Raw genomic sequence first — 13,850 nt, 5'->3', positions numbered from 1 at the left:
AATGAAAACATTACATACATTAAAGATTGAATTATGGAAAACCATAGGTAATCTTGGTTTTGTAGTATCTATCTTTATTACATTTGGTTTATTATGTACGACAGAGGTTTACATAGATACTATGACAGGAAAGGCTTATAACGTAATAGAAGCGTTATTACAGATAAATCAGGAAATTGCAAAGACAGAGATTTCATTTGCTGCTCCTATCATTTTGCAAGGAGCATTTTCTAGCTATTTTGCTATGTTTATACCTATTATTGCGGCATTTCCATTTATACCAAATTTCTGTGCTGAACGGAACAGTGGTTTGATTCGATATACCATTCAACGGACAGGAAAGATTCGTTATTACATAACAAAATTTTTATCTGCTATTTTAGGTGGAGGTCTTTCGGTATTATTAGGGTATTGTTTATATGGTGCAATGATTACTATGCTATTCCCATCTATTAAAGACTATAATCTGCCAAAAGAAATTTTAACACTATATACAGGAACCAATATCATGCTACGCAATCTGCTTCTCATTATAGGCATTTTTTTATATGGCTGTTTTTCAACCATACCTGCTTTCTTCTTGGCAGCTTTTGTAAGAAACCGTTATATTATAACTTGCGTGCCATTTATGGTTACTTACCTATTTAGCAGCAGTCTGACAAAATTAATATACGATGGCATGGCAACACAAAATCAAAAATTAATTGATATTGGAAATACACTTAAACCAGAAGGAATCAGCCGTCTTTATCAGCAAGATGCTATCTCAAGAAACTGTCTGCTGATTTATCTCGTTTTTATGAGCATCTGTTTTTTATTATTTGTCATAATTATGAATCGGAGGTTTGATCTGGGTGAATAAATTAAAGTTAAAAAAAATTTTATCAACCGCAAAAATGGAGTATATAAAATGGATCTGCAATGCCCGGATGATCTTATTGGGGGTCATGGTTCTATTTATTCATAGCTTTGTTATACAGCCCTTACAGGAGCATGCAATGAAAATGAACTCACCGCTCAATACGTTAGAGCCTTTTATAGCAACTGTAAACTCCGAAGTACTAGTGATTATTGTTCCAGTAATTTTTTTGGCTCTTTTTTCTGATTTCCCCAAAACGGATGGGAATACACTATTTTCTATTTCGCGTATCGGAAAAGTAAATTGGATTATTGGCCAGATTTTATTTGCGGTATATGCCATTTTTACATATGTTGGTGTGATTTTTATTGGCTCAGTTCTTCCCGTCATAGCTTCTTCCTTTTGGGCGAATGGATGGTCATTAGTGATTACAAAATATGCATCGCTTTATCCTAATGACTCTCAGAGCTTTGCCTGTCTGCTTATAAAAAATAATCTCTACAATCAGGTTTCACCCTGGTACGCTGCTATACAAGGCTATGCGTTTATGATGCTGTATCTGCTTGTGATTGCGTTGATTATGTTAGTCTTTAACTGTATGGGCAGAAAAATATATGGGATGCTGACTGCCTCTTGTGTAATTGCCTTTGGTGGTACCATATGTCTGGTAAAAATGCCTTGCATGTGGATTTTTCCTATGGCGCACACCTCTATATGGCTTCACTATACTAATTATTATCGAAAACCAATTATGGAGATGTGGAAATCTTATATTTACTTTGTTGGAATCATAACAATTCTTATTGTAGCTGGTATTAAATCATTAAAAAGATTGAATTTTGACAGTATTCAGGAAATAGATTAGGAGAATTGCATGGAAAATATAATTGAAATTAATGATGTTTCTCTTCAAATAAAAAATACCTCGATTTTAAATAATATTAATATTCATTTTGAACAAGGGAAAATACATGGTCTTGTTGGAAGAAATGGATCAGGAAAAACAGTACTTATGAAATGCATTTGCGGATTTATTAGAATTAATCAGGGTGAAATTATTGTTGATAAAAAGAAAATAGGAAAAGATGTGGATTTTCCAGAAGATATTGGTTTCATCATCGAAACGCCTGGATTTATTCCTTATTACAGCGGCTATAAAAATTTAATGCTTCTAGCTGGCTTACGGAATAAGGCTGGCAAAGAAGAAGTTAAGACAGCATTATCAGCTGTGGGTCTTGATTACAATCTAAAAAGAATGGTTAAGAAATACAGTCTGGGTATGAGGCAGCGGCTAGGAATTGCCCAGGCCATTATGGAGAAGCCTTCTATACTGATTTTAGATGAGCCTTTTAACGGATTGGATAAAGAAGGGGTTCAAGATATGCGGAAATATTTTTTAAGACTAAAGGAACTTGGGACTACCATTTTAATGTGTTCTCATTCCTCAGAAGATATTAATATTTTATGTGATACAGTTGCTGAAATGGACAAGGGGATTTTGACAAAAATCAAATAAGATAAGAAATGGAGCGTATTGTTTGGATGTTATTATAAAATGGGCTTTTTGAATCAAAGATAAGATTACAGATAATAGAGTGAAAAGAACGGTATAAATAATTAACCGTTCTTTTCATTTTTGCTTTTTTCATTATCAGCAGCACATGCCTTAAATGTATTGTAAATATGGTTCCATGATTCATCTGGAAGTAATTCCACCATTTGTAGAATCAAGTTAGTGTCATTTTTTCAGGAAACAATTGATATACATTAATGTAAATTTATTATAAAGGTAGTGTATTGATTATGGCTCTGAAATTTCAAAATATACCTCCCGACATTACAGAAGATGAAAATAAAATAAATGTCGAAAATTTTTTTAATACCTATTATCAGTCCTCTGGTCTTAATAACTTTCACCATTGTTCTTATGATATCAATAAAAAAGTACTACATATATTTCTTGTGAAAAATTGAATATAAAAAAATAAAGGCCTTTTAAAGAGGCTTTTATTCTTAGTCTATTGTAACAGGCGTGAAATCACCAGGATGACTGAAAAAAATAAGCCATTTACCCTTATAGTCAGACATGCTGACAGGTCCGAAGGTTGTATTATAAGTAAACTCAGGAGCAGTCATGCCTAGAGATAGACAATTTAGCATAAGGATGCCTCCTAGAAAATAGAATTTATATAATATATGTATTTTTATAAAAATGAATGTATGAAATAAAGTTTATATTTATAATGAAAAAAGAAAAGCAGACAGACCAAATGAAATACGTGTGGTCTGTCTGTTGAATTACTACATTTAAAATATTATTCTAAACATAAAGCAAGGTAAATAGTTTCCTTATAAAATTAATAATAGTTTACTGCATTTATATATAAAGCTGGGAGTAGTAATAAGGAATATTTCCGAGAAAAATGTAATAATAATAAGAATAATTAGTTTAAGATGTAGAATCAGATTGATTAGATTGTATTGTGTCTTCAATACATATTCGTCGTTGGTGGGGATGCATCGATATAAATTCTGAATAACTAGTGCTAGATTTTATCATCTGAATATTGCACTTATAACAAATTGTGTTGTCTTTCGATACAAATCGGACACCTTTGCATTTGGGACATATGTATAATTTAAGCATAAAGATCTACCTCCTGTATATTAATAATATTATATGAGGAATAAAATAAATTGTAAATCGAAACAGATCGCCAAAATAAGGAAAATAGCGACAATAAACAAAAAATGTAAATTTAAAACTTTGCTCAAAGAGTTTTTTTAATTATGACCTTGAATCCCATTTTTTTTTGGTCTATAATGGAATTCAATTAAGAATAGAAAGAAATACTATAATGGAGAGGAATGGAGGCTATGAAATGAAAGGAATTATACTTGCTGGTGGCTCAGGTACAAGGTTATATCCTGTTACAAAAGCAATTTCAAAGCAGATTTTACCTATTTATGATAAACCAATGATTTATTATCCCCTTTCTGTACTGATGCTGGCTAATATTCGTGATATTCTAATTATTTCAACTCCCAGGGATTTGCCTTGCTTTCAGCAGCTGTTAGGTACTGGTGAGCAGCTGGGGCTGAAGATAGAATACAAGGTACAGGAGCAGCCAAGAGGCTTAGCAGAAGCGTTTATAATTGGGGAAGAGTTTATTGGAGAAAGTCCAGTAGCATTAATTTTAGGAGATAATATTTTTTATGGAAGAAGCTTTTCCCAGACACTTTGCAAAGCTGCAAAAAAGAAAGAGGGTGCAACGATATTTGGATATTATGTAAGAGATCCTCGTGCATATGGAGTGGTTGAATTTGATAAGACTGGAAAGGCGCTTTCCATAGAGGAAAAACCAGAGCACGCCAAATCAAATTATGCAGTGCCAGGGCTTTATTTTTATGATAATGACGTTATTAGTATTGCAAAAAGCATACGTCCAAGTCATCGGGGAGAATTAGAGATAACAACTGTTAATCAGGAATATATGAAAATAGGCAAACTTCAGGTGGAGACGTTGGGAAGAGGTATGGCGTGGCTAGATACTGGCAACCATGATTCTTTACTGGATGCTTCCAATTTTGTGGCATCTATTCAAAAAAGACAAGGCTTATATATTGCCTGTATTGAGGAAATTGCATATAAGAAAGAATTTATTTCCAAAGAGCAGCTGTCAGAGTTGGCAAAACCTTTAATGACAACGGAATATGGAAAGTATTTAATGGATCTTGTGGAAAATAAACATTAGGATTGTTTATTTAGCAGATTAGGAGGATTATTATGAGTAACTTTAGAATAGAGTCATGTGGAGAAATTGATGGTTTATACTGCATTTGGCCACAAGTTTTTGGTGACCAGCGAGGTTGTTTCTTTGAAGTATATCAATATGAAAAATTCAAAGAAGCAGGATTAGACATGATTTTTGTACAGGATAACCAAAGCATTTCAACAAGAGGTGTGCTGCGTGGACTGCATTATCAAAAAAAACATCCTCAGGGAAAGCTTGTTCGTGTTCAGAAGGGAAGAGTATTTGATGTAGCGGTTGATCTGAGAAATGATTCTAGAACATATGGAAAATGGTATGGGACTATTCTGGATGATGTTCAAAAAAACATGCTGTATATTCCAGAGGGATTTGCACATGGATTTTTAGTATTATCAGAGACAGCAGAGTTTTCTTATAAATGTACGGATTATTATCATCCAGAGGACGAGGCAGGTTTCATGTGGAATGATGAAAAAATTGGAATTAAGTGGCCAATAGAAGAGGGAATGGAACTTATTATTTCAGATAAAGATAAAAATTATAATTCATTTTAGGCAAGGGGGAATACATCCGTGATAATTATGATTACAGGGGCAAACGGGCAGTTAGGTCGTGCTCTCAATGGGATTTTAATGAAGCAGAGCAGGAATTGTGTTATCAATACAGATTATGTGAGAGGAGAGCTTCCCAACCAGCCCTTGTATCCTATAGAGCATTTAGACATAACAGAACAGAATGCAGTTGAAACATTTATAGAGAAAGCAAAGCCAGATGTGGTGATTAACTGTGCTGCTCATACCCAGGTGGAAAAGTGTGAAGCGGATGTCAAGAATGCAGTAAAAATCAACGAATTGGGGCCATACTATCTTGCAGTAGCTGCCAAAAAGTCGGGAGCCAGGTTGGTGCAGGTATCAACAGATTATGTATTTGATGGAGAAGCTGGCAGGCCATATGTAGAAGAGGATATCACGAATCCAGTATCTGTTTATGGGAAGACTAAGCTGGCAGGAGAGCTTTTGGTACAGAAACATTGCAGTCAGTATTTTATTGTTCGGACGGCATGGCTTTATGGAGATGGAAATAATTTTGTTAAGACGATGCTTAGGCTTTCCGAAACAAATCAGGAAATCCGTGTAGTGAAGGACCAATTTGGAACTCCGACCTCGGCTTACGAGCTGGCTAAATTAATTCTGTTTTTAATAGAGACAGAAGACTATGGCATTTATCATGGAACCTGCGAAGGTTCAACCTCATGGTATGAGTTTGCAAAGGAGATTTTCAAGCTTAGTGAAAGAGAGCCAGTATTAATCCCGGTTAAATCAGAGGAATATCCAGCAAAAGTAAAAAGACCTAAATATTCTGTTCTGGAAAATCATAGATTGAATACAACAACAGATTACAGAATGAAAGAATGGAAAGAAGCTTTAAGGGACTATTTAGATTCCTTAAAGAATGGAGGAGAACAGGCAGAATGAAAAATTATTTAGTAACAGGTGGGGCAGGATTTATTGGTTCAAATTTTATTCATTATATGTTTGAAAAGTATGGAGATGAAATTTTTATTATTAATCTGGACAAGCTTACTTACGCAGGAAATCTTGAAAACCTTAGTAATGTTCAAAGCAGGAAGAATTATAAATTTATAAAGGCAGATGTCTGTGACCAGAAAGCAGTAGAAGCTGTTTTCCAACAGTTTGACATTGATTATGTGGTACATTTTGCAGCAGAAACACACGTAGACAGAAGTATTCGGAACCCAGAGGTTTTTGTAAATACGAATGTTCTTGGTACACTTAATTTAATTCATACAGCAAAAACAATGTGGGAAGTAGAGAATGGGTATAAGGAGGGAAAGAAGTATCTTCAGGTTTCTACCGATGAAGTATACGGTTCTCTGGAAAAGGAAACGGACTTTTTTTATGAAACGACTTCTTTAGATCCTCATAGCCCGTATTCTGCAAGTAAGGCGTCTGGGGATCTGCTTGTAAAATCGTATATAGATACATTTCAATTTCCAGCTAATATAACAAGATGCAGTAATAATTACGGGCCATATCAGTTCCCAGAAAAGCTGATCCCACTTATGATTCATAACGCACTGCAAGGGAAAAAGCTACCTGTCTATGGGGATGGGAAAAATGTACGCGACTGGCTTTATGTAATGGATCATGCAAAGGCAGTGGATATGGTATTAAATGAAGGAAAGCCAGGTCAGATATATAATATTGGCGGACATAATGAAAAACAAAACATTGAAATCGTATCAATCATTATTGAAGTTTTGCAGGAGGTTTTAGCAGATTCCGATTCAAGGAAAATGAATATATCAAAGGATTTAATTGCATTTGTAGAAGACCGTAAAGGGCATGACAGAAGGTATGCGATTGCGCCCGATAAAATAAAAAATCAGGTTGGATGGTATCCAGAAACAACATTTCAGGATGGTATTAGAAAGACAATTATCTGGTATCTAGAGAATACTAAATGGCTGGAAAATGTTACATCTGGAGATTATCAAAACTATTATAAGGAAATGTACAAAGAGTAATGGAAAATTTTGTTTTTAGCATGAATGCAACAATACCAGTATTTCTGGTAATTGTAATAGGGTACTTTTTGAGGAAGAAGGGCATGGTCAATGAAGAGTATGTCGATATATCAAATAAGATTTTGTTTCATATCTCTATGCCAGCTTCTTTGTTTCAAGATATTTCCAATGCAAATATTAATGAAGTATTAGATGTGAAAATGCTGGCATTTTGTATGATTGTTTCTTCTATCAGTTTTTTTTGTATATGGGGAGGAGCAAAACTGTTTATCAAAGACAAGGAGATTATTGGAGCTTTCGTTCAGGCATCCTTTCGAAGCAGTGCTGCCATAATGGGAATTTCTTTTGTAAAAAATATGTATGGAGATTTAGGTATGACACCACTTATGATAATCGGATGTGTACCTTTGTTTAATGCCTATTCTGTTATTCTGCTTTCAATAGAAGGAAAAGGACGAAAAGGAATTCAATTTAAAGAGATTTTGATGGGAATTGTTAAAAATCCAATTATAATTGGTATATTGTTGGGATTAATTGGTTCTGTATCTGGCTTTAATAAGTATTCACCAGTTATTTTAAATAAAACCATTGATAATATAGCGGTGCTGACCTCTCCCTTGGCATTACTTTCTATCGGAGCTGGTTTTAAGGGAAAAGAAGCGCTGGCTAAGATGAAGCCGACTGTTGTGGCAACCTTTATAAAGCTTGTAGCATTGCCAGCCATTTTCATACCAATTGCAATACTACTGGGGTTTCGAAATCAGGATTTAGTAGCTCTGCTCATTATGACAGGTGCCCCTACTACTGTGTCTTGTTTTATAATGGCCAAAAGTATGAATAATGATGAGATTTTATCTGGAAGTGTAATTGTTCTATCCACTATTCTCTCTTCCTTTACCATTACTTTTTCTATTTATCTCTTAAAAATACTGGGGTACATATAGGAAAAGCGACGTCATTACGACGTCGCTGAACCTTTGTCTCCCGTTACAGGGGATGCCTCAGAAACTATTATTTTACAAATATCTGTTACACCATTTGCAATACTTACACTAATTGTTACTTCTCCAGGAGCAATTGCTGTGATGACACCTTTTGTGCTAACAGACACAACAGATGGGTCAGAAGAAATAAAAATAGGATTTTCAGCAGTACTAAGTGGCTTAAGATCTCGTTTTAAGACATATCTGTCACCAACTACTACATCAATAGTGTTTTCAGAAAATTTAACACTAAGAGCAGGAGGGGTAACTGTAATTTCGCACTTAAGAGTAGCTGTTACTTTGAAACCTTCTTTGATAGTAACAGTAATTGTTGCAGTACCTACGCTTACGCCTGTAACTTCAGCTTCTTTTGTATCAGTTTTTTTAACCGTTGCAACATCAGTGTCGCTTGATTTAAAAAATATCTTTTGTTCTGGATTTGTACGGTAAACCTTTAATGTATAAGTATCGTCACGAACCAGTGATTTGGAATCAACATTTAATCGTTCTGTTTCACCTTCATCCGCCTGAACAATAGTAGAACGTGATAGCAATCCAAAGCTTGTGATTGGTAATAATGATAGTAACAGGATAAAAAAGCTAATTGTAAGCAGTCTTTTTTGTAAATGTAATAAGTGAGCTTTCATTTTTCCACCTCCATTTTTAAGTATACTAAAGGCATAATTAAGTATAAAAAAAAACTTTGTCAGAACAATGGCAAAATGTAATAAATTCTTAAGAAATTTATTATTTACAATTTTTGTATGAAATTGGAATTACAAATTGCTTATTATAACTTGTGTTCAAGTAATAAGTTTATTATAATAGATATAACAAATATATATGTACAAAATTAGGAGGTAATATATGGGTTACATACTAATTGCAGATGATAACGAGGACATTACAGACATTTTATCCACATATGTCACAAAGGAAGGACATGAGGCTTTGGTAGCAAAGGATGGCGAGGAAGCTATGAAGCTATATGAAAAGTATAGTCCAGTTGCTGTTTTGCTGGATGTTATGATGCCAAAAGAAGATGGATATGAGGTTTGTAGAAAAATCCGAAATAAATCAAATGTACCAATTATGCTGATTACTGCCCGTGGCGAAGATTTTGAAAGAATTATGGGATTGGATATTGGAGCAGATGATTATATTGTAAAACCATTTAGTCCAAGTGAAGTAATGGCAAGGCTGAGAGCAGTTTTGAGGAGGGTATCAAAGACCGATACTCAGGTAGAATCAAAAAATCAGATAACAGTTATGAACTTACTAATTAACCTGGATGAATATGTTTTATATATCGATGGACAAAAAATGGCATTGACAAAACGAGAAATCGAAACTATGTGGACCCTTGCAAATAATCCGAATAAGGTATTTACAAGAGATAATCTTTTAGACAGCTTATGGGGATTTGATTATTTTGGAGACAGCAGAACAGTAGATTCACATATAAAAAGACTTCGTGCAAAGTTAGACAAGGTTAGTCATCCTAAGTGGAATATAAAAACCATTTGGGGAGTTGGATATAAGTTTGAAGTAGAAGAATAGAAATCTAAGAACGGTGAGATGAGATGAAGAAAGTAAAAAGGGTAAAGGATAATCTGCCTATTAGATTTTATAATCGCTTGTTCTTTCGGATATTCAGCTATTTTGCAGTTGTCGTTTCTCTATTTGCAGTGCTTTTGGGATTTATCTATATGAAGCTATATGAAAGCGGCACTATGGAAACATATCGGGATGATTTGATTAGGCAGGCTGAGCGAATTGCTTTTCAAGTTTCTGATTTTTCGGCAACAGAGCAGCAGAATGAGTTTATTGCGTATGAAGACGCACTCTATACGGTAGAAGACCCCGAATTGACAGATGTTTGGATTTTGGCAAATCCTAATGTACAGACTCCGTTGGCAGATACTTTCACCAATATTAAGCTTTCAAATGTTACGCTTATGCCAGAATATAATGAAATTCTCAACAAGGCATTTTCAGGAAAAACAGCATATAATGCAGGGAATGATGATGTCTATGGAAGATTGATGGTAAGAGTAGCAGTCCCAGTTATGGACGCAGGAGGAAATGTTGCAGGTGCTGTTATGATTTTATCTGTGATGGAAGGTCAGAAAAAAGTCATTAATCGAAGCCAGTCACTAATCTGGATAAGCAGTGTGGTTGCTTTAATAATATCTGTTATTGTTTCTACAGTTTTTGCAAGGCAGATTTCAGGCCCAATTTCAGAGATGCGGAAGACGGCATTGACATTGGCAGATGGGAATTATGATATTAAAACAGGTCTGGTAAAGCATGGTGAAATCGGTCAGCTGGCGGGTGCCATTGATATTCTTTCGGATCGGCTTAAGGAGAATGAGGCAGAAAGAAAAAATATAGAGCAGATGAGACTTGATTTTTTTGCTAATGTATCACATGAGCTAAGGACTCCTATTACAGTTATGCGTGGGTATACAGAAATGCTTGTAGATGACGTAATTACGGATGAAGCAAAAAAAAGAAAGTATTACGAAAGAATGCTTTTGGAGTGTAAAAGTATGGAACGTCTTGTAGGGGATCTGCTGATCTTATCAAAGATGCAGAACCCAGATTTTGTAATAGATGCAGAACCTGTAAACTTAGTACAGGTATTTGAAGATATTATCCGCAGTGCTAGAGTTATTGCACGGAAGAAGAATATATCGATTAAAATGAAACAGGATACAGAATGTGCAATGATGCATGGTGACTACGACCGGCTGAGGCAGATGTTTATGATTATTATTGACAATGCGATAAAGTTTTCAAAAGAAAATGGAGAAATTTTAATTGAAATAGAGAGCAAAGAACTTTTGAGAATACGAATTACAGATAAAGGGATTGGAATTTCAGGGGAAGAGCTTCCGTTTATTTTTGAAAAATTTTATAAGTCAAAACTGAGACAGAATGCTCAGGGTTCAGGACTTGGATTGGTGATTGCGAAGCAGATTGCCATTAAGCATGGCGGAACTGTGGATGTAGAGAGTGAAGTGGGAATTGGTACCATGTTTGAATTTGCCTTTGACAAAATCGAGTTGGAAATGATATAATAGATACAACAAAAGATGAGTCCTGAGATGTTCGATACTCCTTGTTATTTTGAACCTACATTTCTTTAAAAGGGATTCCTATTATTCGTAAGCCTATGTCAGGCCGCCGTTTGCAGCGGAAGACAGAAGTTTATGTGCGGTTGCCCACCTAGCTATGGCTAGGAGTCAAAATACAGGAAACGGCATTTTGGGTGAATATAATTATGTTGGCAGCGGAAACGCTGCTTTTTTTGAGTAAAAATTTTTACATATACTTGTTTTTTAAATTGATAATAAATATAATAAGATAAAACAACATAACATATGGTCAATACTGTAGTTGAGAAAGGCAGGAGATATATGTACAATGGATATGTAAAAGTTTGTGCTGCAACGCCCAAAATTAAAGTGGCAGATCCCAGATATAATGCAAATCAAATTATGGAACTGGTGAAAAAAAATAGTGAAGCAGGAGCAAAAATAATTGTTTTTCCAGAATTGTGCCTGACGGGATATACTTGCAGTGATTTGTTTCTTCAAGACATCTTATTAGAGGGAGCATTGCGGCAGTTGGAATATATTGCAAAGGAAACAAAAGACAGAGATGTGCTTGTATTTGTAGGTCTGCCATTTATGAAAGAGGGAAAGCTCTATAATGTTGCAGCGGGTCTTGCAAACGGAAAAATACTGGGACTGGTACCAAAATCTTACATTCCAAATTATTCTGAATTTTATGAGGCAAGACATTTTACAAAGGGAAGAAAAAAAATAGAGTATGTAAATATAAATGGTCAAGAAGGAATTCCTTTCAGTACAAATATTTTATTTCGCTGTACAAATCAAAAGGATTTATTGATTGGAGTTGATATTTGTGAAGATCTATGGGTTCCCGTGCCGCCATCTTGCCAGCACGTGTTAAAAGGAGCTACTGTGATTGTAAACTTGTCAGCCAGTGACGAAACAACAGGGAAAGATATGTATCGTCGGGAATTGGTGAGAAATCATTCTGCCAAGCTGATTTGTGGATATTTATATGCGGATGCTGGGGAAGGCGAATCCTCTACAGATTTAGTTTTTGGAGCACATAATATTATTGCGGAAAATGGAACTGTTCTGGCAGAGGCAGAGAGATTCCAGAATGAGACTGTTATTTCAGAGCTGGATCTGGAACGCCTGGTAAATGAAAGAAGGCGGATGTCTACGTTTCCGGCAGCTGAAGAGATGGAACAGGAATATGTTTATGCAGATTTTTACTATAAAGGGCTGGAAGAAACGGTTTTAACAAGGTTTGTTGACAAAGCTCCATTTGTACCTGGCAGTAAAAGTGACAGGGACAGACGATGCAGAGAGATTTTGACAATTCAGGCATTAGGTTTGAAAAAGAGGCTGGAACACACAAATGCCAAGACAGTAGTAGTTGGTATATCTGGCGGGCTGGACTCTACACTGGCACTGCTTGTAATTGCAAAGGCATTTGATTTATTAAAGCTGGAACGAAAAAATATAATAGCAGTTACAATGCCTTGTTTTGGAACAACAGACCGAACGTATCAAAATGCAGTAAATCTGACTTTAAAGTTAGGTGCCACGTTGAAGGAGATACCGATTAGCGAAGAGGTAACGATGCACCTGGATAGTATTGGACATGATATGAAAACCCATGATGTGACCTATGAAAATGCCCAGGCACGTATTCGGACGCTAGTGCTTATGAATATGGCAAATCTGTATAATGGGCTTGTTATTGGAACAGGTGATTTATCTGAGTTGGCATTAGGATGGGCGACCTATAATGGTGATCATATGTCAATGTATGGAGTAAATGCATCAGTTCCCAAAACATTAGTGAAATACCTTGTGTTGTATTATGCAGAAACAGTTGTGGATGAGGAACTGTCTAAGCTGCTTCTGGATATTTTAGATACTCCAGTTAGTCCAGAACTATTACCACCCAAGGAAGGGGCAATCTCACAGAGGACAGAGGACATTGTAGGACCTTATGAGCTGCACGACTTTTTTCTGTACTATGTAATGCGCTTTGGGTACAGACCCTCCAAAATCTTTGTACTTGCATCATATGCTTTTGGCGGAACCTATGACAAAAATGTGATTTATAAATGGCTGACCACATTTTATAAAAGATTTTTCAGCCAGCAATATAAAAGATCTTGTCTACCAGATGGACCAAAGGTTGGAAGTGTCGCAGTTTCACCTAGAGGGGACTTACGGATGCCAAGTGATGCAGTTGCTGAAGTGTGGTTAGAAGATTTAAGAAAATTGGAGGATAAATATGGAGTTGGATTTTGAAGATTTTGTAGAGGAAGTAAAATTTCAGATGACAGAGTATGACAGACTGACAGAAGAAATGATTTTGAACTGGGAAATACAAGCAAGAGAATGGGTGAAAAGGAATAAAAATAAGCCATATCTGACTTATAAGGCACCAGATGATATTATAGTTAAAATAAAATCGGAAGATGATATGGAAGAACTAGCAAGACTTTTTTACAGGGCTGTTCGGGACGACCAGCTAGAGCGTTACTGGAAAAATTTCAAGTTAATCGTTTAATACAAAAGAAGTTCTATCGATTACGAAGAACTCGTATCTCGATAGAACTCTTTCTG

14 protein-coding genes and 1 other RNA gene are annotated in these 13,850 nt (G+C 35.4%); 13 read left to right on the top strand and 2 right to left on the bottom strand.

Annotation, left to right across the window (positions count from 1 at the left end):
• The first annotated feature begins 1 nt into the window (after position 1).
• From BM305_RS00865 to BM305_RS00855, 3 genes are read left to right on the top strand one after another with little or no spacing between them, the layout of a single operon-like run.
• Positions 2 to 862, top strand: coding sequence for a hypothetical protein (locus tag BM305_RS00865; RefSeq protein WP_092558803.1), 861 nt, complete (start codon positions 2 to 4; stop codon positions 860 to 862).
• Positions 855 to 1,724 (top strand): hypothetical protein, encoded by an 870-nt coding sequence (locus tag BM305_RS00860; RefSeq protein WP_092558802.1) that lies wholly within the window; start codon positions 855 to 857, stop codon positions 1,722 to 1,724. The genes BM305_RS00865 and BM305_RS00860 overlap by 8 nt, the downstream gene beginning before the upstream one ends.
• Positions 1,725 to 1,733: 9 nt before the next feature.
• Positions 1,734 to 2,375 (top strand): ATP-binding cassette domain-containing protein, encoded by a 642-nt coding sequence (locus tag BM305_RS00855; RefSeq protein WP_092558801.1) that lies wholly within the window; start codon positions 1,734 to 1,736, stop codon positions 2,373 to 2,375.
• A gap of 497 nt (positions 2,376 to 2,872) precedes the next feature.
• Here BM305_RS00855 and BM305_RS00850 read toward each other — a convergent pair whose 3' ends face one another.
• Positions 2,873 to 3,019, bottom strand: coding sequence for a redoxin domain-containing protein (locus BM305_RS00850; RefSeq protein ID WP_092558800.1), 147 nt, complete (start codon positions 3,017 to 3,019; stop codon positions 2,873 to 2,875).
• Between the two features lie 722 nt (positions 3,020 to 3,741).
• Between BM305_RS00850 and rfbA the strand changes: the two genes are divergently transcribed.
• Genes rfbA through BM305_RS00825 form a run of 5 tightly spaced genes read left to right on the top strand, consistent with a single transcriptional unit; the run spans position 3,742 to position 8,124 of the window.
• A complete protein-coding gene (rfbA, locus tag BM305_RS00845; RefSeq protein ID WP_092558799.1) occupies positions 3,742 to 4,614 on the top strand; it encodes a glucose-1-phosphate thymidylyltransferase RfbA in 873 nt (290 codons plus the stop codon).
• A 32-nt stretch (positions 4,615 to 4,646) separates the two neighbouring features.
• On the top strand, positions 4,647 to 5,186 hold the full coding sequence (gene rfbC, locus BM305_RS00840; RefSeq protein WP_092558798.1) for a dTDP-4-dehydrorhamnose 3,5-epimerase: 540 nt from the start codon (positions 4,647 to 4,649) through the stop codon (positions 5,184 to 5,186).
• A 27-nt stretch (positions 5,187 to 5,213) separates the two neighbouring features.
• A complete protein-coding gene (gene rfbD / locus BM305_RS00835) occupies positions 5,214 to 6,107 on the top strand; it encodes a dTDP-4-dehydrorhamnose reductase (RefSeq protein WP_330393401.1) in 894 nt (297 codons plus the stop codon).
• The gene (gene rfbB, locus BM305_RS00830) at positions 6,104 to 7,180 is read left to right on the top strand and encodes a dTDP-glucose 4,6-dehydratase (RefSeq protein WP_092558796.1); all 1,077 of its coding nucleotides are present in this window, start codon (positions 6,104 to 6,106) and stop codon (positions 7,178 to 7,180) included. The genes rfbD and rfbB overlap by 4 nt, the downstream gene beginning before the upstream one ends.
• Before the next feature lie 20 nt (positions 7,181 to 7,200).
• Positions 7,201 to 8,124 carry an AEC family transporter gene (locus tag BM305_RS00825; protein WP_330393385.1) on the top strand — a complete coding sequence of 308 codons (924 nt, stop codon included), beginning with the start codon at positions 7,201 to 7,203 and terminating at the stop codon, positions 8,122 to 8,124.
• A 14-nt stretch (positions 8,125 to 8,138) separates the two neighbouring features.
• On the opposite strand, the gene BM305_RS00820 is transcribed toward BM305_RS00825, so the two are convergent.
• Positions 8,139 to 8,810: an Ig-like domain-containing protein gene (locus tag BM305_RS00820; RefSeq protein ID WP_092558794.1), complete on the bottom strand. Its 672-nt coding sequence runs from the start codon at positions 8,808 to 8,810 to the stop codon at positions 8,139 to 8,141.
• Between the two features lie 220 nt (positions 8,811 to 9,030).
• Between BM305_RS00820 and BM305_RS00815 the strand changes: the two genes are divergently transcribed.
• From BM305_RS00815 to BM305_RS00795, 5 genes are all read left to right on the top strand, one after another.
• On the top strand, positions 9,031 to 9,723 hold the full coding sequence (locus tag BM305_RS00815; RefSeq protein WP_092558793.1) for a response regulator transcription factor: 693 nt from the start codon (positions 9,031 to 9,033) through the stop codon (positions 9,721 to 9,723).
• Positions 9,724 to 9,746: 23 nt separating this feature from the next.
• The gene (locus tag BM305_RS00810; protein WP_092558792.1) at positions 9,747 to 11,246 is read left to right on the top strand and encodes a sensor histidine kinase; all 1,500 of its coding nucleotides are present in this window, start codon (positions 9,747 to 9,749) and stop codon (positions 11,244 to 11,246) included.
• Positions 11,247 to 11,262: 16 nt separating this feature from the next.
• A non-coding RNA gene (gene ssrS, locus BM305_RS00805) (6S RNA) lies at positions 11,263 to 11,444 on the top strand.
• Positions 11,445 to 11,585: 141 nt separating this feature from the next.
• Positions 11,586 to 13,532, top strand: a complete 1,947-nt coding sequence (locus BM305_RS00800) for an NAD(+) synthase (RefSeq protein WP_092558791.1) — start codon at positions 11,586 to 11,588, stop codon at positions 13,530 to 13,532.
• The gene (locus BM305_RS00795) at positions 13,516 to 13,794 is read left to right on the top strand and encodes a hypothetical protein (RefSeq protein WP_092558790.1); all 279 of its coding nucleotides are present in this window, start codon (positions 13,516 to 13,518) and stop codon (positions 13,792 to 13,794) included. Before BM305_RS00800 ends, BM305_RS00795 begins: the two co-directional genes overlap by 17 nt.
• The last annotated feature ends 56 nt before the right edge of the window (positions 13,795 to 13,850 follow it).

Origin of the sequence: Anaeromicropila populeti, assembly GCF_900112775.1 — a bacterium.
GTDB classification, from domain to species: Bacteria; Bacillota; Clostridia; order Lachnospirales; family Lachnospiraceae; genus Anaeromicropila_A; species Anaeromicropila_A populeti.
Note: the sequence above shows the minus strand (reverse complement) of the source record. Positions and strands in the feature narration are given on the sequence as shown.

Excerpts from the sequence above, each read along its gene's own strand:
- BM305_RS00795 (WP_092558790.1), top strand. The coding sequence starts at position 13,516 with ATGGAGTTGGATTTTGAAGATTTTGTAGAGGAAGTAAAATTTCAGATG.
- BM305_RS00865 (WP_092558803.1), top strand. The coding sequence starts at position 2 with ATGAAAACATTACATACATTAAAGATTGAATTATGGAAAACCATAGGT.
- BM305_RS00855 (WP_092558801.1), top strand. The coding sequence starts at position 1,734 with ATGGAAAATATAATTGAAATTAATGATGTTTCTCTTCAAATAAAAAAT.
- BM305_RS00820 (WP_092558794.1), bottom strand. The coding sequence starts at position 8,810 with ATGAAAGCTCACTTATTACATTTACAAAAAAGACTGCTTACAATTAGC.
- rfbA (WP_092558799.1), top strand. The coding sequence starts at position 3,742 with ATGAAAGGAATTATACTTGCTGGTGGCTCAGGTACAAGGTTATATCCT.
- BM305_RS00825 (WP_330393385.1), top strand. The coding sequence starts at position 7,201 with ATGAATGCAACAATACCAGTATTTCTGGTAATTGTAATAGGGTACTTT.
- rfbD (WP_330393401.1), top strand. The coding sequence starts at position 5,214 with ATGATTACAGGGGCAAACGGGCAGTTAGGTCGTGCTCTCAATGGGATT.
- BM305_RS00800 (WP_092558791.1), top strand. The coding sequence starts at position 11,586 with ATGTACAATGGATATGTAAAAGTTTGTGCTGCAACGCCCAAAATTAAA.
- BM305_RS00850 (WP_092558800.1), bottom strand. The coding sequence starts at position 3,019 with ATGCTAAATTGTCTATCTCTAGGCATGACTGCTCCTGAGTTTACTTAT.
- rfbB (WP_092558796.1), top strand. The coding sequence starts at position 6,104 with ATGAAAAATTATTTAGTAACAGGTGGGGCAGGATTTATTGGTTCAAAT.
- BM305_RS00810 (WP_092558792.1), top strand. The coding sequence starts at position 9,747 with ATGAAGAAAGTAAAAAGGGTAAAGGATAATCTGCCTATTAGATTTTAT.
- BM305_RS00815 (WP_092558793.1), top strand. The coding sequence starts at position 9,031 with ATGGGTTACATACTAATTGCAGATGATAACGAGGACATTACAGACATT.
- rfbC (WP_092558798.1), top strand. The coding sequence starts at position 4,647 with ATGAGTAACTTTAGAATAGAGTCATGTGGAGAAATTGATGGTTTATAC.